The organism is Chromobacterium sp. LK1 (genome assembly GCF_001043555.1).
Lineage (GTDB): Bacteria > Pseudomonadota > Gammaproteobacteria > Burkholderiales > Chromobacteriaceae > Chromobacterium > Chromobacterium aquaticum.
Genome location: NZ_LDUI01000066.1, coordinates 20,826 through 42,734 on the forward strand (window position 1 = coordinate 20,826; position 21,909 = coordinate 42,734).

18 protein-coding genes are annotated in these 21,909 nt (G+C 64.3%); 11 read left to right on the top strand and 7 right to left on the bottom strand.

All coding sequences use genetic code 11. The features are described 5' to 3' along the window. The first annotated feature begins 15 nt into the window (after positions 1 to 15). From VI26_RS22440 to VI26_RS22480, 9 genes are all read left to right on the top strand, one after another. The gene (locus VI26_RS22440) at positions 16 to 1,350 is read left to right on the top strand and encodes a glutamine synthetase family protein (RefSeq protein WP_048411975.1); all 1,335 of its coding nucleotides are present in this window, start codon (positions 16 to 18) and stop codon (positions 1,348 to 1,350) included. Between the two features lie 139 nt (positions 1,351 to 1,489). Continuing rightward, complete coding sequence (locus VI26_RS22445) at positions 1,490 to 2,872, top strand: aspartate aminotransferase family protein (protein ID WP_048411976.1); 1,383 nt, start codon at positions 1,490 to 1,492, stop codon at positions 2,870 to 2,872. A gap of 228 nt (positions 2,873 to 3,100) precedes the next feature. Further along, positions 3,101 to 3,958: a flagellar motor stator protein MotA gene (motA, locus tag VI26_RS22450; protein WP_048411977.1), complete on the top strand. Its 858-nt coding sequence runs from the start codon at positions 3,101 to 3,103 to the stop codon at positions 3,956 to 3,958. 14 nt (positions 3,959 to 3,972) lie between these two features. Next, positions 3,973 to 4,902 carry a flagellar motor protein MotB gene (gene motB, locus VI26_RS22455; protein WP_048411978.1) on the top strand — a complete coding sequence of 310 codons (930 nt, stop codon included), beginning with the start codon at positions 3,973 to 3,975 and terminating at the stop codon, positions 4,900 to 4,902. Between the two features lie 10 nt (positions 4,903 to 4,912). Beyond that, positions 4,913 to 5,662: a class I SAM-dependent methyltransferase gene (locus VI26_RS22460; RefSeq protein ID WP_231581090.1), complete on the top strand. Its 750-nt coding sequence runs from the start codon at positions 4,913 to 4,915 to the stop codon at positions 5,660 to 5,662. Next, on the top strand, positions 5,649 to 6,974 hold the full coding sequence (locus VI26_RS22465) for an HDOD domain-containing protein (protein WP_048411979.1): 1,326 nt from the start codon (positions 5,649 to 5,651) through the stop codon (positions 6,972 to 6,974). Before VI26_RS22460 ends, VI26_RS22465 begins: the two co-directional genes overlap by 14 nt. 5 nt (positions 6,975 to 6,979) lie before the next feature. Then, positions 6,980 to 7,780 (top strand): RNA methyltransferase, encoded by an 801-nt coding sequence (locus VI26_RS22470; protein WP_048411980.1) that lies wholly within the window; start codon positions 6,980 to 6,982, stop codon positions 7,778 to 7,780. Between the two features lie 123 nt (positions 7,781 to 7,903). Then, on the top strand, positions 7,904 to 8,458 hold the full coding sequence (locus VI26_RS22475) for a DUF2867 domain-containing protein (RefSeq protein WP_048411981.1): 555 nt from the start codon (positions 7,904 to 7,906) through the stop codon (positions 8,456 to 8,458). A gap of 93 nt (positions 8,459 to 8,551) precedes the next feature. Next, positions 8,552 to 10,534, top strand: coding sequence for a rhomboid family intramembrane serine protease (locus VI26_RS22480; RefSeq protein WP_048411982.1), 1,983 nt, complete (start codon positions 8,552 to 8,554; stop codon positions 10,532 to 10,534). Positions 10,535 to 10,546: 12 nt separating this feature from the next. Here VI26_RS22480 and VI26_RS22485 read toward each other — a convergent pair whose 3' ends face one another. From VI26_RS22485 to trkA, 7 genes are all read right to left on the bottom strand, one after another. Then, positions 10,547 to 11,665 carry a 2-methylaconitate cis-trans isomerase PrpF family protein gene (locus VI26_RS22485; protein ID WP_048411983.1) on the bottom strand — a complete coding sequence of 373 codons (1,119 nt, stop codon included), beginning with the start codon at positions 11,663 to 11,665 and terminating at the stop codon, positions 10,547 to 10,549. 1 nt (position 11,666) lies between these two features. Continuing rightward, the gene (locus VI26_RS22490; protein WP_048411984.1) at positions 11,667 to 12,890 is read right to left on the bottom strand and encodes a multifunctional CCA addition/repair protein; all 1,224 of its coding nucleotides are present in this window, start codon (positions 12,888 to 12,890) and stop codon (positions 11,667 to 11,669) included. A gap of 15 nt (positions 12,891 to 12,905) precedes the next feature. Continuing rightward, on the bottom strand, positions 12,906 to 13,853 hold the full coding sequence (locus tag VI26_RS22495) for a complex I NDUFA9 subunit family protein (protein WP_048411985.1): 948 nt from the start codon (positions 13,851 to 13,853) through the stop codon (positions 12,906 to 12,908). A 202-nt stretch (positions 13,854 to 14,055) separates the two neighbouring features. After that, complete coding sequence (locus VI26_RS22500; protein WP_231581091.1) at positions 14,056 to 15,951, bottom strand: lytic transglycosylase domain-containing protein; 1,896 nt, start codon at positions 15,949 to 15,951, stop codon at positions 14,056 to 14,058. 84 nt (positions 15,952 to 16,035) lie between these two features. Next, entirely contained in the window at positions 16,036 to 17,490 is a 1,455-nt protein-coding gene (locus tag VI26_RS22505; protein ID WP_197081572.1) for a TrkH family potassium uptake protein, read from the bottom strand. 3 nt (positions 17,491 to 17,493) lie between these two features. Continuing rightward, on the bottom strand, positions 17,494 to 17,886 hold the full coding sequence (locus tag VI26_RS22510; RefSeq protein ID WP_048411987.1) for a VOC family protein: 393 nt from the start codon (positions 17,884 to 17,886) through the stop codon (positions 17,494 to 17,496). A 2-nt stretch (positions 17,887 to 17,888) separates the two neighbouring features. Further along, a complete protein-coding gene (gene trkA / locus VI26_RS22515; protein WP_048411988.1) occupies positions 17,889 to 19,262 on the bottom strand; it encodes a Trk system potassium transporter TrkA in 1,374 nt (457 codons plus the stop codon). 185 nt (positions 19,263 to 19,447) lie between these two features. Here trkA and VI26_RS22520 point away from each other — a divergent pair, with 185 nt between their 5' ends. Together VI26_RS22520 and VI26_RS22525 are read left to right on the top strand one after the other, a co-directional pair. Then, a complete protein-coding gene (locus tag VI26_RS22520; RefSeq protein ID WP_048411989.1) occupies positions 19,448 to 20,179 on the top strand; it encodes a glutathione peroxidase in 732 nt (243 codons plus the stop codon). A 149-nt stretch (positions 20,180 to 20,328) separates the two neighbouring features. Beyond that, on the top strand, positions 20,329 to 21,723 hold the full coding sequence (locus VI26_RS22525) for a dihydrolipoyl dehydrogenase (protein WP_048411990.1): 1,395 nt from the start codon (positions 20,329 to 20,331) through the stop codon (positions 21,721 to 21,723). Positions 21,724 to 21,909 lie beyond the last annotated feature (186 nt).

The following is a 21,909-nucleotide window of genomic DNA, read 5'->3' on the forward strand; positions in this document are numbered from 1 at the left end:
GAGGAAGAGAACATCATGACCCATCAGATCAATGAATGGCTGCGAGAGCACCGGATCACTGAAGTCGAGTGTATCGTTCCCGACATGACCGGCGTGGCGCGCGGCAAGATCGTGCCCAAGGACAAGTTCGTGTCCGACCCGGAAATGCGTCTGCCCGAAGTCGTGCTGATCCAGACCGTGACCGGGGACTACCCCGACGACAGCATGCTGGACCTGACCGACCCGGACATGGTGCTGGCGCCGGACCCGAACACCCTGCGCTTCGTGCCCTGGGCCGTCGATCCCACCGCGCAATTGATCTACGACTGCCTGCGTGCCGACGGCAGCCCGGTGGACGTGGCGCCGCGCAATGTGCTCAAGCGCGTGATCGGCCTGTTCGACGAGATGGGTCTGGAGCCGGTGCTGGCTCCGGAAATGGAATTCTATCTGCTGTCCCCCAACCCGGACCCGGACATCCCGCTGGCCGCGCCGGTGGGGCGCACCGGCCGCGCCGAGTTCGGCCGCCGCTCGTATTCCATCGACGCGGTCAACGAGTTCGACCCGCTGTTCGAGGACATCTACGACTACTGCCACGCGCAGAATCTGGAAGTGGACACCCTGATTCACGAAGTGGGCACCGCGCAGATGGAAATCAACTTCCTGCACGGCAATCCGCTGGAGCTGGCCGACCAGGTGTTCCTGTTCAAGCGCACCGTGCGCGAGGCGGCGTTCCGCCACAATATGTACGCCACCTTCATGGCCAAGCCGATGGAGAACGAGCCGGGCTCCGCCATGCACATGCACCAGAGCCTGGTGGACAAGAACACCGGTCGCAATGTGTTCACCAATGAGGACGGCAGCCCGTCCGAGCTGTTCTTCCACTACATCGCCGGCCTGCAGAAGTACGTGCCCAAGTCCATGCCGCTGTTCGCGCCCTATGTGAACTCATTCCGCCGTTTGTCGCGCTATACCGCGGCGCCGACCAACGTCGAATGGGGTTACGACAACCGCACCGTGGGCCTGCGCGTGCCGCATTCCTCGCCGGCCGCGCGCCGCATCGAAAACCGGGTGCCGGGCGTGGACGTCAATCCCTATATCGCGATGGCGGCGACGCTGGCCTGCGGCTACCTGGGCATCGTCAACAAGCTGCAGCCGAGCGAGCCGCGCCAGACCGACGCCTACGAGCTGCCTTACCAGTTCCCCAACTCCTCGGAGGAATCGCTGCAGCAGCTGGCTTCCTGCAAGGAAATGGCCGAGGTGTTGGGCGAGCGTTTCGTCAGCATGTACGTGGGCATGAAGGAGAAGGAGTTCTCCGAATATTTCCGCGTGATCAGCCCGTGGGAGCGCAAGTTCCTGCTGCTGCACGTGTGAGCGAGGTATGACAATGGGCTGGTTCATCCGTTAGAATCAGCCCGGACAGCCAGGAAAAGCACTGAAAACACGCCAAAGGCGAAGGAGGGGCGGATGCCGTGCCGGTCTGCCCCGTTGGAGAATACTGGAAGGAAGTCCTATGCAGAACCAACAACGCACGACCGAACAATGGCGCCAGCTGGATGCTTCTCACCACCTGCATCCGTTTACCGATACCCAATCGTTGAACCAGCAAGGCGCGCGGGTGATGACTCGCGGCGAGGGCATCTATCTGTGGGATTCGGACGGCAACAAGATCATCGACGGCATGGCCGGCCTGTGGTGCGTGAATATCGGCTATGGCCGCAAGGAGCTGTCCGACGTGGCCAAGCGCCAGATGGACGAGCTGGCCTTCTACAACACCTTCTTCAAGACTACCCATCCGGCGGTGGTTGAACTGTCCCACCTGCTGGCCCAGGTGACGCCGGCCGGCTACGAGCATGTGTTCTACACCAACTCCGGCTCGGAATCGGTGGACACCATGATACGCATGGTGCGCCATTACTGGGATGTGCAGGGCAAGAAGGACAAGAAGACGCTGATCGGCCGCTGGAACGGTTATCACGGCTCCACCATCGGCGGCTCCAGCCTGGGTGGCATGAAGTATATGCACGAGCAGGGCGACCTGCCGATTCCGGGCATGGCCCATGTCGAACAGCCGTGGTGGTACAAGTACGGCAAGGATTTGAGCCCGGACGAGTTCGGCGTGGTGGCCGCGCGCTGGGTGGAAGAGAAGATCCTGGAAATCGGGCCGGAAAAGGTGGCGGCCTTTGTCGGCGAGCCTATCCAGGGCGCCGGCGGCGTGATCATCCCGCCGGCCACCTACTGGCCGGAAGTGGAACGCATCTGCCGTAAATACGATGTGCTGCTGGTGGCCGATGAAGTAATCTGCGGCTTTGGTCGCACCGGCGAATGGTTCGGCTTCGAGCACTTCGGCTTCCGTCCCGACATCTTCACCACGGCCAAGGGCTTGTCCTCCGGTTATCTGCCCATCGGCGCGGTCTTCGTCGGCGAGCGCGTGGCCCAGGGTCTGATCGCCGGCGGCGATTTCAACCACGGCTTCACCTACTCCGGCCACCCAGTGGCCAGCGCGGTGGCGCGCGCCAACGTGGAACTGCTGCGCGACGAAGGCATCATCGATCGCGTCAAGCACGAAACCGGCCCCTATATGCAGCAGCGCTGGCGCGAAACCTTCAGCCAGTTCGAGCATGTGGACGATGTGCGCGGCGTCGGCCTGATCCAGGCGTTCACCCTGGTCAAGGACAAGAGCAAGCGCGAGCTGTTCCCGAATTTTGGCGACGTAGGCCTGATGTGCCGCGACATCTTCTTCCGCAACAATCTGATCATGCGCGCCTGCGGCGACCATATCGTGGCCTCGCCGCCGCTGGTGATCACCAAGGCGGAGATCGATGAAATGCTGGGCGTGGCCGCGCGCTGCATGGAGACGTTCGAGCGCAAGTTGAAGGAAAGCGGCCTGGCCTGAACGGAGGTTTTTGAAGCGTCAAGCTGGCGTCGCTGCGACAAATACGTGGCGGCGTGGGCTTGGCCACGTCATTTTTCAGCGCTGGTGAATATCACCTTCCATGTTTTTTGCAGCTGGGAAAGCGGGTTGATACAATTCAATCCGCTTTTTCTATTATGAATAGAATAAAAGTCGTGCTGTAATGGAAAACGCAGCGATCCGAAAAATCACAAAGACAGGACTTGACGCATGTTCGTCGGAATCGGCTACCTCATTATTCTGGGCTCCGTGCTGGGGGGATTCGTCGCTGCGGGGGGGCATCTCGCCGCGTTGATGCAGCCGCTGGAGGTGGTGATGATCGCCGGCGCCGCGCTCGGCGCCTTCGTGGTGGCCAACGGCGGCGCGCCGCTGAAGGCGACCATGAAAGCCTTCCCCACCGTGTTCAAGGGCTCGCCTTACGGCAAGGCCTTCTACATGGAACTGTTCTCGCTGCTGTTCGAGATTCTGACCAAGGTGCGCAAGGAAGGCCTGATGTCCATCGAGGCCGATGTCGAGAACCCGGAAGCCAGCCCTGTCTTTTCCAAATACACCACGGTCTTGCATGACCATCACGTGGTGGAATTCATCTGCGACTATCTGCGCCTGATGGTGGGCGGCAACCTCAACGCCTTCGAAATCGAGAACCTGATGGATGTGGAAATCGAAACCCACCATCACGAGGGCGAGGTGCCGGTCAACGCGGTCAAGGGCCTGGCCGACGGTCTGCCGGCCTTCGGTATCGTGGCGGCGGTGATGGGGGTGGTGCATACCATGGAGTCGGTGGGCGCGCCGCCGTCGGAACTGGGCATGCTGATCGCCCACGCGCTGGTGGGCACCTTCCTCGGTATCTTGCTGGCTTACGGCTTTGTCGGCCCGCTGGCCACCATTCTCGAGCACAAGCTGGGTGACGGCACCCGGGTCTACCAAACCATCAAGGTCACCATCCTGGCCAGCCTCAACGGCTATGCGCCGCAAGTGGCGGTGGAATTCGGCCGCAAGGTGCTGGCTTCGCATGATCGTCCGTCCTTCAAGGAACTGGAAGACCATGTGAAACAGGCCAAGAAATAAGCGACGGGGACATCATGGCTGACGAATCGCAACGGCCCATCATCGTCAAACGCATCAAGAAGGGCGGCCACGGCCACCATGGCGGCGCCTGGAAAATCGCCTATGCCGACTTCGTGACCGCGATGATGGCGTTCTTCCTGTTGATGTGGCTGCTGGGCTCGGCCTCGCAGGGCACGCTCAACGGCATCGCCGAGTACTTCAAGACGCCGCTGAAGGTGGCGCTGTCCGGCGGCGCCGGCGCCGGCGACGCCACTTCGGTGATCAAGGGCGGCGGCAATGATTTGACCAAGCAGACCGGTCAGGTCAACAAATCCGGCTCGCCGCAGGACGAGATCATGCGCAAGCAGCGTGAGCAAGCGTCGATGGAGCAGTTGCAGAACAAGATTCAGAGCACGGTGGATCACAGCGAACTGCTCAAGGAATACAAGAACCAGCTCAAGCTGGAAATCACGCCGGATGGCTTGAAGATACAGATCGTCGATGAGCAGAACCGCTCGATGTTCGATTCCGGCAGTTCGCGCATGCTGCCGCATACCCGCGTGCTGCTGCAGCAGCTGGCCAAGGAGTTGAACATGATGCCGAACAAGATCAGCATCTCCGGCCATACCGATGCCAAGCCCTTTGGCAGCGGCCAGGGCGGCTACAGCAACTGGGAGTTGTCCGCCGACCGCGCCAACGCGGCGCGGCGCGAGCTGGTGGCCGGCGGTCTGCAGGACAACAAGGTGCTGCGCGTGGTGGGCCTGGCCTCGGCCAATCCGCTGGTCAAGACCAATGTGTTCAGCCCGGAAAACCGCCGTATCGCCATCGTGGTGCTGAACAAGGAAGCGGAAAGCAATATCCTCAACGACGGCTATAAGCCGCAGATGAATCAGGAAGTCATCGGCGGTCCGACCGAGGGCGAAGCCGAACCGGCCGCTACGCCGGCGGAAGCTCCGGCCAAATGAAGCGGGAGGCTTGGGCTTGCTGAGCCGGCTGCGCCATCTCGGCTTGCAGTTGCTGGCGGCGGTTGTGGCCATGTATTTCGTCGCGCCGGCGGCGCAGCCGCTGGGCTGGGCGATATTGCAGGGCTTGTGCGCGGCGGCCTTGGCCATTTTCATGCGTCTGCCCGGTTGGCAGCGTTTATTGCACGGCCTGTTCGTGCCGGCGTTGGCGCTGATGCAGCAGGCGGCCTTGCCGTCCTGGGTGTATTTGCTGGGCCTGGCGCTGACCTTCGCGCTGGGCCGCAACGCGGTGCTGGAACGCGTGCCCTTGTACCGCTCGTCGGCGCAGGCCGCGGAACGGCTGGCAGGCCTGCTGCCGGAGCGCGCGGCGCTGCTGGAGGCCGGTTGCGGTGATGGCAGGCTGGCGGTGCGGCTGAACCGGCTGCGGCCGGATTTGCGGGTGAGGGCGCTGGAAAACGCTTGGGGCAGCTGGGCGCTGGCGCGCGCGCGCTGGTGGCTGGAGCAGCGTCCGCAAGGGGTGGAGTTCGCCTGCGGCAGTTTCTGGCGCGAGCCTTGGGGCGCTTATGATGCGGTATACGTGTTTCTGTCCCCGGAGCCGATGGCGCGCGTCTGGCGCAAGTTCCTGGCCGAAGGCCGGCCAGGCAGCCTGCTGGTCAGCAATACCTTCGCCGTTCCCGATGTAGAACCCGATGAACGCATCCCGCTGGGAGGCGCTTTGCAAACCGAACTACTGATCTGGCGCCACCCACATGGAGCTTGCTAACTGGATCAAGTCCATCGCCGAACGGCGCTGGCCGATTCTGCCCGATACGTTGGGCGAGCTGAAAGATATTTGCGCTCGCCACAGCGATCTGATCAATTTCACTGATCTTGCCAATCTTTGCCTGTCCGACCCCTTCCTGCTGCTGGATCTGGCGCGGGTGGTCGGCGGTTCGCGCGCGTTGCAGCGTAATGAAAGCATTCCCTCGGTGGAGCAGACACTGCTGCTGATGGGGCTGGAGGCGGTGACCAACCGCTTTGGCCGCGTCGCCGCGTTGGAGGCGGAGCCGGGCAAGCTGGACGAAGAGGTGCTGGAAGCGGTGGGCGACTGGCTGGGGCGCTCGCGCGTGGCGGCCTTGCTGGTCAAGGAGTGGCTGTCCCTGATGGGCGATCACAAGGTGGAGGACTGCTTCGTCGCCGCCTTGCTGTACAATCTGCCCGCCTGCCTGTTCATGATGCAGCGCAATCAGCTGCCCTATCGTCCGCTGTTGCAGGAAGTGTCGGATACCTTCCAGTGCGATTACGCTCAGGTGCTGGAGCAATTCATCAAGCTGATGCCGCTGCCGGTGGGGCTGAACGCGCTGCTGGGGCCGGGCAGCCCGACCAAGCGCCGCCAGCTGCTGCGCCTGGCGATGGCCACCGCCAACTCCTTGGAGCAGGGCTGCTGGCGCAGTACTTGGCAGGTGGGCGTGGACGCCGCGGCCAAGTTGATAGGCTGCGCGCCGCAGCTGGCCTACCAGGCGGTGGTGCACGCGGCGCTGTCGGTGGCGCGCCATCCGCGGGCGGTGGGCTATAGGTATCCGGTGCGCAGCCTGTTGATGCTGGAGGGGGAGTACAAGCGGCCCTCGTTGCAGAAAACCGCGGCGCTGAGCGATGCCGAGCAGATGGAGAAGGCGATACGCGAATCCATCCGCCACCTGGCCAATGATCTCAAGTTCGAGCGCGTGCTGTATTACCGCTACGATCAAGACGCGCATGCGCTCAAGCTGCGCTATCAACTAGGCTTGAGCGAGGGACATCCGCTGCGCAAGCTGCCTTTGGCGCTGGAGCCGGGCTCCTTCTTCGCGCTGTTGACCAGCAAGGCGCAGAGCTTCCACGCGCCGGCCTCGGTGCGCCAGCAACTGGAGCGGCGCTATGAGGACCTGTTTTTCGAACAGATCGGGGATAGTGAGTTCGCCCTGATCACTCTGTTTGTCGGGCATGCATTGTCTGGCGTGTTCTATGTCGACAACGGCCATAGCGGCCAGGTGATCGACGAGGACAGTTATCACCGATTCAAGGATTTAGTGGCGCGCCTGACCATGCTGCCGCAATAGCACACATGTCGTACATCAGCAAAATCATCACCTCGGCGCATAACGACGAGATCAAGCAATTGGCGCGCCTGGCGCAAAACCCGCGCGAGCGCCGCAAGCAGCAGCTGATGCTGTTGGAAGGCATCCACCTGACCGAGTCCTGCCTGGAGGCCGGCATCGTTCCTGAGCGGGTGTATCTGAACGAGGCGGCGCAGGCGCACGCGGAGGTGGGCGCGCTGCTGCAGCGGCTGCATGCGCCGACCACGGTGGTCACGGTGCCGGAAGCGGTGCTGGCCAAGGCCACCGCGCTGGCCAGCGCCGGGGAGCTGCTGGCCTTGTGCCCGCGGCCGCAGCCGCGGCCCAGCCCGGCCGCCGCGCCGCGGGTAATGCTGGAAGACATCCAGGATCCGGGCAATCTCGGCACCATTCTGCGCTGCGCCGCGGCGGCCGGGGTCCGCGAGGTGATGTTGTCCAAGGGCTGCGTCGATGTCTATTCCCCCAAGGTGCTACGCGCCGGCATGGGCGCGCACTTCGTGCTGAATATCCATGAACAGGTCGATCTGTGCGCCGAGCTGGCGGGTTATGAGGGCCGCAAGCTGGTCACTCACCTGGAAGGATCGACTTCCTTGTACACACAGGATTTGCGCGGGCCGGTGGCCTTTGTTTTCGGCAACGAGGGCGCCGGCGTCAGCGCGGAGGCGCTGGCGCTGGCCGACGCGCGGGTGCGGATCCCGATGCCCGGGCATGCCGAATCGCTGAATGTGGCGATGGCGGCGACGGTGTGTTTGTTTGAGCGGGTGAGGCAGTTGGAATTAGGCTCATCCTGAGCATTGTGAACGTGTTTACGCTCTCGCGGGCTAGGGCGAGACAAGGCCTGCTCACCGTGTGGCATTCCACGACGCGTGGCAGATCGTAAACAGGTTCTGAGAACGTTGGACTAGGGGGAAGATATGACCAGGTTCGCGCTGGCGGAGCGCATCCTGCCCAACTATCAGTTTGTCGAGACGCATTCCCGCATTTTGGCGGCGGATGAGGCCTCGGTGCTGGACGCGGTGCAGCGCGTCGCGCCGGCGGACGACCCATGGGCGCGGCGTTTCATGGCGTTGCGCGAGCTGCCAGGCCGCTTGAGCGGCGCCTTGCCGGGCAATCGCCCGCCATTTGGCATGCACAGCTTCACGCCGCTGGCGCGTGACGGTGACAATGAGCTGACGCTGGGCCTGGTGGGCGAGTTCTGGCGCGCCGATTTCGGCTTGCGCGAGATCGGTGGCCTGGATGATTTTGTCGCCTTTCGCGAGCCGGGAGTCGTGCGGCTATTGCTGAGCTTTCATTGCGAAGCGGTCGACCGCGGCACGCGGCTTTCCACGCAGACCCGGGTGCATTGTCCGGATGCCGCTTCTCGTCTGCGCTTCGCGCCGTACTGGTATCTGATTCGGCCGGTCAGCGGCCTGATCCGTCGGCGCATGCTGCGTCAGGTGGAACAAGCGCTGCGCAGCGCCGCGGCATGATTTGATAGCGTCCAGTTTTTATTTTTGTCGAATTGCTTTATCATGCGTTCCGGATATTGAATCGGCAAGTTTAAGAACAGGACAATGGCACGCATGACTGAAGCTGCGCTCGACCCTTCCCAGTCCCGCTACGGCGGGATTTCTTCTATTCTGCGCCAGCATTGGGCCACCATCGGCCTGGTGCTCGCCAATCTGATCGTTTATGTCTGGATGGGTGCTAGCGGCGTGTCCTGGACCGAGCCCGACCCCGAACAATTGGTGGAGTGGGGCGCCAACCTGGCACCGTTCACCTTGAGCGGCGACAGCTGGCGCCTGTTCAGCAGCATGTTCGTGCATGGCGGCGCGGTGCATCTGCTGCTCAATATGTATATGTTGCTGCTGATCGGTCCCTTGGCGCAGAAACGCTTCGGCGGCATCGGCTTCCTGGCGATTTATCTCGCCACCGGTCTGGCTGCGGGCCTGACCAGCGCCTGGTGGCATGGCACCCATCCAGTGACCAATCTGCTGATGCAGAGCAGCATCCGCCTGGTGGCCAGCGTGGGCGCATCCGGCGCCTTGATGGGCCTGGCCGGCGCTCTGTGCGTGGCCGGCCTCAGCGACGCCGACATGGGCGGTTCGCGGGGCAAGGCCTTGGCGCAAGTGGTGTTGCTGAACCTGGGCATGGGCTTCATGGTGTCCGGCGTGGACCAGGCCTGCCATATCGGCGGTCTTCTGACGGGCTTGCCGCTGGGGACGCTGGGCTGGCTGAACTTGCGCCCGCTGCGGCGGCATGTGATGTTCGCCGCCTTGGCTGGCGCGGCCGTGGCCGGAGCGCAGCCGGCGAGCCGGGCGCTGGGCTCCGATGAACTGAGTGAAATGGCGGTCAAGATACGCCAGCAGCGGCAGGAGGAATTGGAGCAGGCGCGGCTGGAGGCGGAGAAAGCCCAGCGCGTGGAGTTGGCGCGCAGCGAGCGGGCGGCGCGGCCCAAGCCGGTGAGCAAGGAGCAGGCGGCCGGCGTGGAGATTCCGCTGAGTCTGAGCGGGGTGTACGGTTCTGCGGTATTGAGCGCGGACGGCGCCCGCCTGTATCTGGCCGACACCGAGCAAAACAGCCTGGAGGTGGTGGATCTGCGGCAGCAGCGGCTGGAGCGCAGCATAGCCGGCCCCAAACTGCCGGTGCCCAAGAACGCCATTTGCGGCCAGAATCTGTGCCGCGGCATCGGCGCGTGGTCGGTGGCGCTGAGTCCGGACGAACGCTGGGCCTTGGTGCCGGGGATGGCGAACGACGCGGTGGCCTTGGTGGATTTGCGGACGGGCGGCATCGTTCACCGTTTCGCCACCGGCAGATTGCCGAGTCAGGCGCTGTTCAGCCGCGATGGTCAGCGCGCCTATGTGATCAATGCCGGCGACAATACCTTGAGCACTCTGGACTTGGCGCAGCGCCGTGTCATCGGCCAGCCCGTGCGCTTGGGCGAGCCCAGCCAGGAAGTGGGCGCGCGCTTCAACAGGCCGTTGCTGCGCCTGAACGCCGCCGGCGACAAGCTGCTGTTGAGCGATGCGCGCCTGGATACGCTGCAGCTATTGGACCTGCGCTCGATGCAGCCTAGCGGCAAGCCGCTGACCTTGCCCTCGGACGCGCTGGATGACTGGGCGGCGGATCCGGCCGGCAATCTGTGGTGGCCGACGCGCGGCAATGTGATGTGGCAGTATCAAGGCGAGCCGCTGGCGGCGCGCCAGGCCTGGCTGCATTGTGAGGCCGAGGGTTGGCAGAAGCTGGCGGCGAGCGCGGACGGCGCCTGGCTGGCCAGCTACAAGGACAGCGGCGGCGTGATCCGCTTGTTGAGCCGCCGCAGCCTGAGCACGGTCGGCGTGTTCCCGGTGGACTCCATACCGCGTCGGCTCTTGTTCAGCCGTGATGGCAAGACCTTGCTGAGCGTGCATGAACATGGAGTGACTCTGTTCGCCTTGGACAAGAGCATGGATGCGGCGGCCTATGTCGCCGAGAATGAAGAGGCGTATTGCAATGTGCGCACGCCGCAGCAGATGGCCGCCGCGAAAGAGCGCCTGCGGCAGTCCGGCTGGCCCATGCTGCCTTGACGCGCAGGCCCGCTACTCCAGCGGGATGTAGACTTCGCCGCGCATCAGCGGCCTGGCGGTGCGGGTCATCACCACTTCGCTGATGTTCCAGCCGTATTCGACGGAGTGTCCCAGTACCGCTTCCACGGTTTGCTTGCCGCTGGCGTGGCTGAAGCTCAGCGGCATGCCACGCACCGGCGCGCCGGCCATTTGTTGCGGCAGCGTGCCTTCCGTGGCGCAGGCGCAGGCCAGCGCGATGGCGCCGGTGCCGGTGAAGGCATGGTGCAAAGAGCGGCTGGAGGTCATGATGCGCGCGTTGATCTGGCAATCGTCGTCCCGGCTTTCCGACACCAGGCTGATCCGCGGCGTGCCCGGCCGTTCGCGCCGGGCGGCGAAGATGTCGGGCGCCAGGCCCATGACCACGGCGGCGATTTCACGCGCCCATTCCAGCCGGTGGCGGGTGTTGTCCGGCAGCGCCGCCATGTCTTCGTCGCCCTTGAGGCCGAAATCGCGCGCGCGCACGAATACCGTGGGATTGCCGGCATCCACCAGCGTGGCTTCAAGATGGCTGCCATCCGGCAGCGCCAGTTCGTCTATCAATCTGCCGGTGGGAAACAGCTCGCCGGAGCTGCCGCCAGCCGGGTCGAGGAAGCGCAGCCGGATCGGCGCGCCGGGGAAGGCTACGCCGTCGATGTGGTAGTCCCCCTGCCAGACCGGCTGGCCGTGCATGATTTCCAGTTCGGCGACGATGCGCTTGCCGACATTGGCCTGCCAGATGCCGATGGCGGCGACGCCGTCGCGTGGTTCCACCAGCTTTTCCATCACCGCGAACAGCGGCACCGCGGCGCTGAGATTGCCGCAGTTGCCGGACCAATCGATCATCGCGTCTTCAATCGACACATGGCCGAACAGGCAATCGACATCGCAATCGTCGCGCCGCGACGGGCTGAGTATCATCACCTTGCTGGTACTGGCCCGGCCGGTGCCCAGGCCGTCGATCTGCTTGCCGTGCGGGTCCGGGCTGCCTATCGCGCGCAACAACATGCGTTCCCAGGTGGAGGTGTCCTCCGGCAGCGCGTCGGAGCGGATGAACAGACCCTTGCTGGTGCCTCCGCGCATCAGCGTGGACGGCAGACGGTAGATCGAGGCCATGTCAGTGCGTCTCCAGTTGCTCCTTGCGGCTGGCGATGGCGCGGGTCCGGGCGCGATCTATCGCTTCCGGCAGCGTGCGCTTGTCTTCCCACTGGCGGGCGATGCCGCCGGCGTCCACCGCCAGCGCCGCGTCCAGCAGCGCGGACAGGTAGTCCGCCTGCGGATAGGGCCGGTCGTGGAAACCCAGGCGTCCGCGCGCGTCCGCGCGGCAGGCGTCCAGCATCAGCAAGAAGCGTTCCGGTCGCCGCAAGGCGTCGGTTTGTTTGAACAATCTCAATATTGTGCTTGGCTTCAATTCGAAAGCACAGTGTACTTTGGTATGGCTCAATAGCGTGATGCGCGCCAGGTCGCGGCAGTCTGCCGGCACCCGCAAGCGCTGGCACAGCGCCAGCAGCGGCGCTTCGCCGGCGGCCTCGTGACCGATGTGGCGTGGCAGAATGTCCGCCGGCGTCAGCGCCTTGCCCAGGTCGTGGGTCAGCGCGGCGAAGCGCGCCGCCAGTGGCAGGCCTTGCTCGGCGGCGCAGTCCAGCACCCGCATCACGTGGTCGCCGGTGTCGATTTCCGGGTGATGGTCGGCGCGCTGCGGCACGCCGAACAGCGCGTCCAGTTCCGGCAGCACGCGGGCGAGCGCGCCGCAGGCGCGCAGCGCCAGGAACATGCGCGATGGCTTATCCTCCAGCAGGCCCTTGGCCAGTTCCTGCCACACTCGCTCCGCCACCAGCGCGTCGGCTTCGCCGGCTTCTACCATTTGCCGCATCAGCGCCATGGTGTCCTCGGCCACGCTGAAGCCGAAGCGGGCGGCGAAGCGCGCCAGCCGCAGGATGCGCACTGGATCTTCGGCGAAGGCGGGGCTGACGTGGCGCAGGACGCCGGCCTCGAGATCGCGCTGGCCGTGGTAGGGGTCGATCAGGCTGCCGTCCGCCGCCTCGGCGATGGCGTTGATGGTCAGGTCGCGCCGGGCCAGGTCCTGTTCCAGCGTCACGTCCGGCGCGGCGTAGACGGCGAAGCCGTGGTAGCCCTTGCCGGTTTTGCGCTCGGTGCGCGCCAGCGCGTATTCCTCATGGGTGTCCGGGTGCAGGAACACCGGAAAGTCCTTGCCCACCGGCTTATAGCCCAGCGCCAGCATTTCTTGCGGGCTGGCGCCCACCACCACCCAGTCGCGGTCTTTCACCGGCAGTTGCAGCAGGCGGTCGCGCACGGCGCCGCCGACGATATAGCATTGCATCTATCCGTTTCCCATTCAGCGCGCGATCTGGCGGCGGTAGGTGGACATTTGCAGATTGAACTCCTCCGCGCCCAGTTGCGCGGGGATCAGCGCTTCCAGCGCCGTGGGGCTGAAGCCCAACAAGGCGGCGGGGAAGGGCTGGTCGCTGACATTGTCCACGCTCAGCGAGCGCACATTGTCGCGGCTGATCAGCGCCGGCCCGGGCAGGCATTCCATCAATGCGGCCTGCAGCATCGCCAGGCTCTGCGGCAGCGCGATCACCGGGCGCGGCTTGCCGATGTGGCGGCCCACCAGGCGCACCAGTTCGGCCAGCGTGTAAACGCGGGGGCCGGCCAGGTCCAGGCTTTGGCCTATGGCGGCGCGGCGAGACAGGCAGGCCGCCACCGCGTGGGCGACATCGCCGGCCCAGATCGGCGCGAAGCGGGTGTCGGCGCCGGCCAGCGGCAGCAACGGTGCTTTGCGCAGCAGGCTGGCGAACATATTGAGGAAGCTGTCGCCGTGGCCGAACACCACCGACGGACGCAAGAGGGTCCACTCCAGACCGCTCTCGCGCACGCGCGCCTCGGCGCGGCCCTTGCTTTGCTGGTACAGGCTGGGGCCGCGTTCGTCGGCGCCCAGCGCGCTGATGTGGATCAGCCGGCGCACGCCCTGTTTGCGGCAGGCCGCGATCACTTTTTCGGTCAATTGCACATGGGCTTTGTCGAACTGCGCGGCGCTGCCATGCAGGATGCCCACCATATTGATCACCGCGTCGTGGCCGGAAACCAGTTGCTCCAGCGCTTCCGGATGGTGGATGTCCGCGTCGACCAACTGCGCGCCGGGCAGCACCAGCAGCGAGGCCTTGGCGCGTTCGCGCCGGCGGGTGGCGATGGTCAGCTGACAGCCTTGTTCGGTCAGCCGTTCCGCGATATAGCCGCCGATGAAGCCGCTACCGCCGATGATGCAGATGCGTTGATAAGTCATGGGGTCCCTTTCTTTAGAGTCTGTTCAATGTCTGCTGCGCGTGGTGGAGCCTTGTACGGCGAGTAGCGTTTCGGAATGCTCGTGTGTGGTATGAGCATTCCCTTGCCCCGGCCATTACCTTGTTTCGAGCCAGCTCGACAGCCTTTGAACAGTCCATATAGTGGTTGCGGGAGAGCGCGCCGCCGTGGGGTGGCGCTCGGTTTTAGCGCGCCGGCACCACGCCCATCCGGTTCTTCAGCGAGATATTGGCGTGGCCGAAGGTGCTGGAGTAATAGGCGGCGTTGGCCATTACCTTTTGCACATAGTCGCGCGTTTCGGTGAAGGGAATGGTTTCGGCGTAGATGGTGCCGTCCAGCGTGCGGTCCGTCTGCCAGGCGCGCGCGCGGCCGGGGCCGGCGTTGTAGGCGGCGGTGGCCATCACCTCATTGCTGGACAGGCTGTCCAGCACATAGCGCAGATACCAGGTGCCCAATTGCACATTGGTTTCGATGTCGTTGACCGCGTACTGGCCCAGGCCGATTTTCTTGGCCACCCATTTGGCGGTGGCCGGCATCAGCTGCATCAGGCCGGAAGCGCCGACGCCGGAACGCGCCATGGTGATGAAACGGCTTTCCTGGCGGATCAGGCCGTAGACCCAGGCGTCATCGATGTCCAGTTGCTTGGCGTAACGCTGAGTGACGTCGCGGTAGGGCGTCAGGTAGCGCAGCGAGTAATCGTGTTCTTCTTTGGTCCGTTCGGCGCTGTAGATGGCCATATCGTAGAAGCTGGCGCGGCGGCCCACTTCGGCGGCGGCCAGCAGCTCGATATCGCTGCGGTTGCGCATCGCCCAGCGCCATTCGCGCTGCGCGTCGGCGCGGAATTCGGGTTTGGCATAGCGTTCGGCCAGGTCCAGCAGCGCCAGCGAGCGCTTGATCGCCGGCTCTTCGCTCATTTGCTTGATGTCGTCCTTGGCCGGCCCGCTCTTGTTGGCCGGGGTGGACAGGCTGTTGCCAAGCTCTTCCAGCGATAGCAGCGCGTAATAATTGTGACCGATGCTGGCCTGGCTGAACAGCGGCGTGGCTTCGTTGGGGCGGCCCAGCTGTTGCAGCGAGCGGCCGCGCCAATAGCGCCAGGCCGGCTTGGCGGCAACGGTGGCGGGCATGGAGCGGATGATCTTGTCCAGCTGGGTCCATTGTTCCAGGCGCAGCGCGGAACGCGCCCACCATTCCCACTGCTCGGCGGTCAGCTGATCGGCATCGGCCTTGTCAAACCATTGCAGCGCCTGCGCCGACTGTTGCTTGCGCGCGGACAGCAGCGCCAGTTGGCCCCAGGCGAAGCCGGCGCGTTCCTTGCTCAGGGCTGGTTCGTGTTCCAGCAGCTTGCTAAGGCCGTTGTTGATATTGGCCTTGCCCTTGATCACGATGTCGTAAATCGCGGCTTCCTGGCCGCCGGGGGTAGCCAGATTGGCGTTGGCCGGCTTGCTGAGCGCGGCGTTGTCCAGCGGCAGGCCGGTGCCGGCTGCCAGTTGCCGCGCCTGGGTCAGGTAGTTGCCGGCCAGGAGCAGACGCGCGCGCTGCCACAGCCAATCGCGTTTCAGCACGCCGCGGCGCGCGGCGTCTTCTATCAGACGGTTGCAGCCTTCCGGCGCCGGGCGGCTTTCCAGGAAGCGATCCAGATCGGTGGGCGCCTTGCCCTGGTTCAGCTCGAACAATTGGCCGTAACAGGTGGATTCGTCGTCACGCCCTTCCGGCGGTAGCTTCTTCCATTCCGTGGCGAAGCGGCTCCAATTTTCGCGCGCCGCCAGTTTTTTCAGCCATTCATTGCGCACCCGCTCGGGCATCAGGCCTTCGTTGACCCGATTCAGAAAGGTTTGGGCCGGGCCGTCGTCGTCGCCGTCCAGCGATTTGAGCGCCAGCCAGTAAGCCGGATAGTCCTTCAGCGGGTAGTTGGACGGCATGCCGCCCGCCAGGCTGGCCAGCTGTCCCAGCTTATTGCCGCGGAAGGCGTCGCGCGCGGCGATCAGCTCGTCGTCGGCGCCAGCGAAGGCGGGCAGGGCTGCGGTCAGCGCCAGGCTGAGGGCGAGCATGCGGCTTGGGGCGGTGAATGTCATAGGGTTCATGATCCGGTTTCGTTTTTTTATCCGGCGCGTGGCGCCGTCGTCGTCGTGGTCGGGCCCGCGGACGGACCCTTTGTTGTTTTCGTCCTATTTGCGCCAGAACGATGGCGTAAACAGGATCAGCAGGGTAAATACTTCCAGCCGGCCCAAGAGCATGGCCAGGCTGCAAATCCATATTTGGAGGTCGCTTAGCGACGCATAGTTCGATGCCGGGCCGACCACGCCTAGCCCGGGGCCGGCATTGTTGATCGAGGCGATCACCGCGGTGAAGGCGCTGAGAAAATCCAGGCCGCTGGCGATCAGCGCAAAGCTTAATATCACTATGCACATGCAGTAGACAAATATGAAGCCCATTACCGACAGCATGACGCTTTCCGGCACGAGCTTGCCGCCGATCTTCACCGGCCGAACCGCCGCCGGGTGCAGCAGCCGCGTCATCTCGTTGACGCTCTGCTTGCTCAACATCAGGGTGCGCACCATCTTGATGCCGCCGCCGGTGGAGCCGGAGCAGGCGGTGATGCTGGACAGGAACAGCATCCACAAGGGCACGAAGATGGGCCAGCGCGCGTAATCCACGCTGGCGAAGCCGCTGTCGGTGGCGATGGAGATCAGGTTGAAGCTGACGTGGCGTAGCGCGGTGGGGAAGTCGTAGACATGGTGCGCCCATAAATACACGCTCATCGCCAGGATGCTGCCCAGCAGCAGCCACAGCATGGCCTTGGCTTCCGGGTCGCGCAGATAGGCGCGTAGCGAGCGCTGGCGCAGCGCCAGAAAGTGGGTGGCGAAGTTCATCGCGCCTATGATCATGCCGAAGCTCAGGATCAGTTCCACCGGCAGCGAGTCGAAAGCACCGACGCTGTTGTCCCGGGTGGAGAAGCCGCCCAGCGACAGCGCGGCGAAGGCGTGGCACGCCGCGTCCAGCCAGCTCAGGCCGGCGGCTTTCAGCGCCAGCGCCACGGCCAGCGTCCAGCCGCTGTAGACCAGCCACAGGTTCTTGGCGGTTTCGGTGATGCGCGGCGCCAGCTTGCTGTCCTTCATCGGCCCCGGCGTTTCCGCCTTGTACAGCTGCATGCCGCCGATGCCGAGGATGGGCAGTATCGCCACCGCCAATACGATGATGCCCATGCCGCCCATCCAGTTGAGGAAGTGGCGCCAGAAATTGAGCGAGGCCGGCAAGGTGTCCAGGCCGCTGATCACGGTGGAGCCGGTGGTGGTGAGGCCGGACATCGCTTCGAAAAAGGCGTGGCTGAACGGCATGTCCGGCCGCGCCAGCATGAAGGGGAAGGAGGCGGTGATGGCGAAGCCCACCCACAGCGTGGTGACCAGAATGAAACCGTCGCGCGGCTTCAGTTCGCGCTGGTAGCGGCGGGTGGCCGACCACAGCGCAAGGCCGATGGCCAGGCCGGCCACGGCGGCGGTGACGAAGGTGTCCAGCGCGCCGTCGCGGTACAGGATGGACACCAGAGCCGGCGCGAGGAAGGTGCAGGAGAACAGCATGATCAGCTTGGACAGCACATAGAGGATGGCGAGTATCTTGCGCATGTCTCAGTCCCGCGGCTGGTAGAACTCGAGCGGCAAGCCGTCCGGGTCCGCGCAGAAGAAAAAGCGCGCGCCGGTGTACTCGTCCACGCGGAGGTCTTCCACCGCCACGCCCTCGGCCAGCAGGTTTTGACGGCAGGCGGCCACGTCGGCGCAGGCGAAGGCCAGGTGGCGCAGGCCGCAGGCTTCCGGCCGCGTGGGGCGCGGCGGCGGCGCTGGAAAGCTGAACAGTTCCAGCTGGCCGCCGCCCGGCACCGCCAGGTCCAGCTTCCAGGATTGGCGTTCGGCGCGCCAGTGCTCGGCCAGTATCGGCAGACCCAGGATGCGGTGGTAGAAGTCGCGCGAGCGCTGATAGTCGGCGGCGATGATCGCCACATGGTGCAGGCCGGTCAGATGCATGGTCACAGAAAGCCCAGTTTGACCTGAATGAGTTTTTCCACCTGTCGCACCACCCGGCGGCGCGACAGGAAGATGATCAGATGATCGCCGTTTTCCACCACCAGATCGTGATGCGCCATCAGCACCTGTTCGCCGCGGATGGCGGCGACGATGTGGCTGCCGTGCGGCATGTCGATCTGTTCGATGCGGCGGCCGGTCAGCCGCGATTGCTGCGCGTCGCCATGAATCACCACCTCCATCGCTTCGGACGCGCCGCGACGCAGCGGGTGCACCGCCTCCACGTCGCCCTGGCGGATATGCGCCAGGATGGAGCCTATGGTGGACAGATGCGGTGAAATCACGATGTCGATGCGATGGCCTTCCAGCAGATCCACATAGCTGGTGCGGTTGACCAGGGCCACCACCCGGCGCGCGCCCATGCGCTTGGCCAGCAGCGTGGACATGATGTTGTCCTCGTCGTCGTTGGTCAGCGCGCAGAACACGTCCATCTCGTCCACGTTCTCGGCGTCCAGCAGCTCTTCGTCGGTGGCCTCGCCGCGCAGCACCAGCGCGTGCTCCAGCCGTTCCGCCAGCCATTGCGCGCGCTCCGGCCGCGCTTCTATCACCTTGACGCTGAAATCGTTCTCCAGCAGCTTGGCCAGCCGATAGCCGATATTGCCGCCGCCGGCGATCATGATGCGCCGCAAGGGCCGCTCGCTAAAGCGCAACTCCTTGAGCATGGCCTGCACATGCTCGCGCGCGGCAACAAAGAATACCTCGTCGCCTTCCTCCAGCACGGTGTCGCCGTCCGGCACCAGCAGCTTGTCCTGGCGGTGGATGGCACAGACGCGGCAGTCCGCGTCCGGCATGTGCTCGCGGATGCGGCGCAGCGGCAGGCCCAGCAGTTTGCCGCCGGAATGGGCGCGGGAAACCACCAGTTGCAGCTTGCCGTCGGCGAAGTCCAGCACCTGTAGCGCGCCGGGATAGGCGAATAGCTGATAGATGTGATCGGTGACGATCTGTTCCGGGCAAATGGCGGACTCGATGCCGAAGTGGGCAAGCGGATCGCCGTGCTCGGATGCCAGATAATCACTGGAACGGATGCGGGCGATGCGGGTGGGGATGTTGAAACAGGCCTCGGCCATTTTGCAGGCCACCAGATTGGTTTCGTCGTCGCGGGTCAGCGCCAGCACCATATCGCTGTCCGCCGCGCCGGCATCGGCCAGCACCTGCGGGTGGGCGGCGTTGCCGGCCACGGTGCGGATGTCCAGGCGGTCCTGCAATTGCTTGAGCCGCGCCGAATCCTGATCCACCACCGTGATGTCGTTATTTTCCGAAAGCAGGTTCTCCGCCACATTGGCGCCCACCTGTCCGCCGCCGAGAATCAGAATCTTCACCGTCTAGCCTGGCCGTTTGAGTCGTTTATGCAATTTTAACGGTTACTGCGACCACTTGCTTAACGATTAAAAAAGCAAATCACTCGGCTTGGCACAATCAATTAGACGAATTTGCGCATGGCTATCACAATACGTCCATCGATTTAGCAAAACTGTTACCGAATCAACACACGAGGAATCTAGCCATGTTGCAAAACCGTGAAGGCCAACGCGTACCGAATGTCACTTTCCGTGTCCGCGACAATAACGACTGGAAAGACGTCAGCACCGCCGAACTGTTCGACGGCAAGACCGTGGCGGTGTTCTCGCTGCCGGGCGCATTCACCCCCACGTGCTCGTCCACCCACCTGCCGCGCTTCAATGAATTGGCGCCGGCTTTCTTCGCCAACGGCGTGGACGCCATCCTGTGCGTATCGGTCAACGACACCTTCGTGATGAACGAATGGGCCAAGGATCAGGAAGCGCAGAACCTGGTGATGATTCCGGACGGCAACGGCGATTTCACCGAAGGCATGGGCATGCTGGTGGACAAGCAGGACCTGGGCTTCGGCAAGCGCAGCTGGCGCTATTCCATGCTGGTGAAGGACGGCGTGGTGGACAAGATGTTCATCGAGCCGCAAGAGCCGGGCGATCCGTTCAAGGTGTCCGACGCCGACACCCTGCTGGACTACGTCAACCCCAGCGCCAAGAAGCCGGACCAAGTGGTGGTGTTCTCCAAGACGGGTTGCCCGCACTGCGCGCGTGCCAAGGCGGTGCTGAGCGAAAACGGCTACGACTTCGTCGAAGTGCCGCTGGACAACAAGGTGCGCGGCAAGGTGCTGGGCGCCGTGGCCGGCAAGATGACCGCGCCGCAGGTGTTCATCAATGGCCAACTGATAGGCTCCGCCGACGAAGTGGAAAAATACTTCTCCAAGTAAGTCTCAACCGTGTTCGTCCCCGATGGCTCGGGCCCTGATGCCATCGGAGTTGTTGCGGGCCGGGTGCTCCATCCGGCCCTTTTTTTTACCGGGATACGAGACGGCATGCGCGGCGTGCCGTGCCGTATCCCGATACCGAAAGGAATGAAATGCATACCTTGAACATCGATGTCGCCGTGATTGGCGCCGGCACCGCCGGCCTCGCCGCCTACCGCGCAGCCAAGGCTCGCGGCGCCAGCGCCGTGGTGATTGAAGGCGGCCCTTACGGCACCACTTGCGCCCGTGTCGGCTGCATGCCGTCCAAGCTGCTGATCGCCGCCGCCGAGGCCGCGCACGCGCTGAGCCACAGCGCGCCTTTCGGCGTGCATCTCGATGGCGAAGTGCGTATCGACGGCTGCGAGGTGATGGACCGCGTCAAGCGCGAGCGTGATCGTTTCGTCGGCTTCGTGCTCAAGGGCGTGGAAAGCATTCCGCCGCAAGATCGGCTGCGCGGCTACGCCCGCTTCATCGACAACACCACCTTGCAAGTGGACGAGCACACGCTGGTGCGGGCGCGCCGCGTGGTGATCGCCACTGGCTCCGTGCCGCTGATCCCGCCACCGTTCCAGGTGTTTGGCGACAGATTGATCATCAACGACGATGTGTTCAACTGGGACACGCTGCCGGACAGCGTGGCGGTGTTCGGCCCCGGCGTCATCGGCCTGGAGCTGGGCCAGGCGCTATCCCGCCTTGGCGTCAAGGTGCGCGTATTCGGCCGCGGCGGTGGCGTTGGCCCGCTGTCGGACCCCGCTGTGCGCGATTACGCCTGCCAGGCGCTGGGCCGGGAGTTCTACCTTGACCCGGACGCCAAGGTTTTGGAAATGGGCCTGGTCGACGGCAAGGCGCAGATCCGCTATGTCAATCTGGACGGCGAGGAAGTCTGCGAGCGTTTCGATTACGTGCTGGCCGCTACCGGTCGCGCGCCCAATGTGCGCGGTCTGGCGCTGGAAAACGCCGGCCTGGAACTGGACGCGGGCGGGGTGCCCAAGTTTGATCCGCGGACGCTGCAATGCGGAGATTCACCGATTTTCATCGCCGGCGACGCCAACAACATCCTGCCGCTGCTGCACGAGGCCGCCGACGAAGGCAAGACCGCCGGCGACAACGCCGCCCTGTATCCGGCGGTGCAAGCCGGTCTGCGCCGCTCCAGCATCGCCGTGGTGTTTTCCGATCCGCAGATGATGATGGTGGGCAGCCGCTTCGCCGATTTGCCGGCGGATGGCTTCGTGGTGGGCGAGGTCAGCTTCGAAGACCAGGGCCGAAGCCGGGTGATGGGCGTCAACCAGGGCCTGCTGCATGTATACGCCGAGCGCGGCAGCGGCCGCTTCCTGGGCGCGGAAATGATAGGACCGCGCGCCGAGAACCTGGCCCATCTGCTGGCCTGGAGCCATCAGCAAGGGCTGACGATCGCCCAGATGCTGGAGATGCCGTTCTACCACCCGGTGATAGAAGAAGGCTTGCGCACCGCGCTGCGCGATGCCGCCGCCGGGCTGGCGCAAGAGTAAAGCCCTGGATCAGGAATGCCCGCCATTGCGAGTGTTCCATGTTCGCAAACCCGCTGTTGGCTGCCGCCACGGCGGGTTTTTCATATGGGGCCACTGTGCTTGTTTCTCATTGCCCGCGGTTTTGGCGGGTGGAAGGGGTTTGAACCGGCATGAGATATCTGGGCGCTGCGTTATTTTATGCGCCGC

Excerpts from the sequence above, each read along its gene's own strand:
- VI26_RS22520 (WP_048411989.1), top strand. The coding sequence starts at position 19,448 with ATGTTGCAAAACCGTGAAGGCCAACGCGTACCGAATGTCACTTTCCGT.
- VI26_RS22480 (WP_048411982.1), top strand. The coding sequence starts at position 8,552 with ATGACTGAAGCTGCGCTCGACCCTTCCCAGTCCCGCTACGGCGGGATT.
- VI26_RS22525 (WP_048411990.1), top strand. The coding sequence starts at position 20,329 with ATGCATACCTTGAACATCGATGTCGCCGTGATTGGCGCCGGCACCGCC.
- VI26_RS22475 (WP_048411981.1), top strand. The coding sequence starts at position 7,904 with ATGACCAGGTTCGCGCTGGCGGAGCGCATCCTGCCCAACTATCAGTTT.
- VI26_RS22470 (WP_048411980.1), top strand. The coding sequence starts at position 6,980 with ATGTCGTACATCAGCAAAATCATCACCTCGGCGCATAACGACGAGATC.
- VI26_RS22490 (WP_048411984.1), bottom strand. The coding sequence starts at position 12,890 with ATGCAATGCTATATCGTCGGCGGCGCCGTGCGCGACCGCCTGCTGCAA.
- VI26_RS22505 (WP_197081572.1), bottom strand. The coding sequence starts at position 17,490 with ATGCGCAAGATACTCGCCATCCTCTATGTGCTGTCCAAGCTGATCATG.
- motA (WP_048411977.1), top strand. The coding sequence starts at position 3,101 with ATGTTCGTCGGAATCGGCTACCTCATTATTCTGGGCTCCGTGCTGGGG.
- VI26_RS22485 (WP_048411983.1), bottom strand. The coding sequence starts at position 11,665 with ATGGCCTCGATCTACCGTCTGCCGTCCACGCTGATGCGCGGAGGCACC.
- motB (WP_048411978.1), top strand. The coding sequence starts at position 3,973 with ATGGCTGACGAATCGCAACGGCCCATCATCGTCAAACGCATCAAGAAG.
- VI26_RS22440 (WP_048411975.1), top strand. The coding sequence starts at position 16 with ATGACCCATCAGATCAATGAATGGCTGCGAGAGCACCGGATCACTGAA.
- VI26_RS22495 (WP_048411985.1), bottom strand. The coding sequence starts at position 13,853 with ATGACTTATCAACGCATCTGCATCATCGGCGGTAGCGGCTTCATCGGC.
- VI26_RS22500 (WP_231581091.1), bottom strand. The coding sequence starts at position 15,951 with ATGAACCCTATGACATTCACCGCCCCAAGCCGCATGCTCGCCCTCAGC.
- VI26_RS22510 (WP_048411987.1), bottom strand. The coding sequence starts at position 17,886 with ATGCATCTGACCGGCCTGCACCATGTGGCGATCATCGCCGCCGACTAT.
- VI26_RS22445 (WP_048411976.1), top strand. The coding sequence starts at position 1,490 with ATGCAGAACCAACAACGCACGACCGAACAATGGCGCCAGCTGGATGCT.
- VI26_RS22465 (WP_048411979.1), top strand. The coding sequence starts at position 5,649 with ATGGAGCTTGCTAACTGGATCAAGTCCATCGCCGAACGGCGCTGGCCG.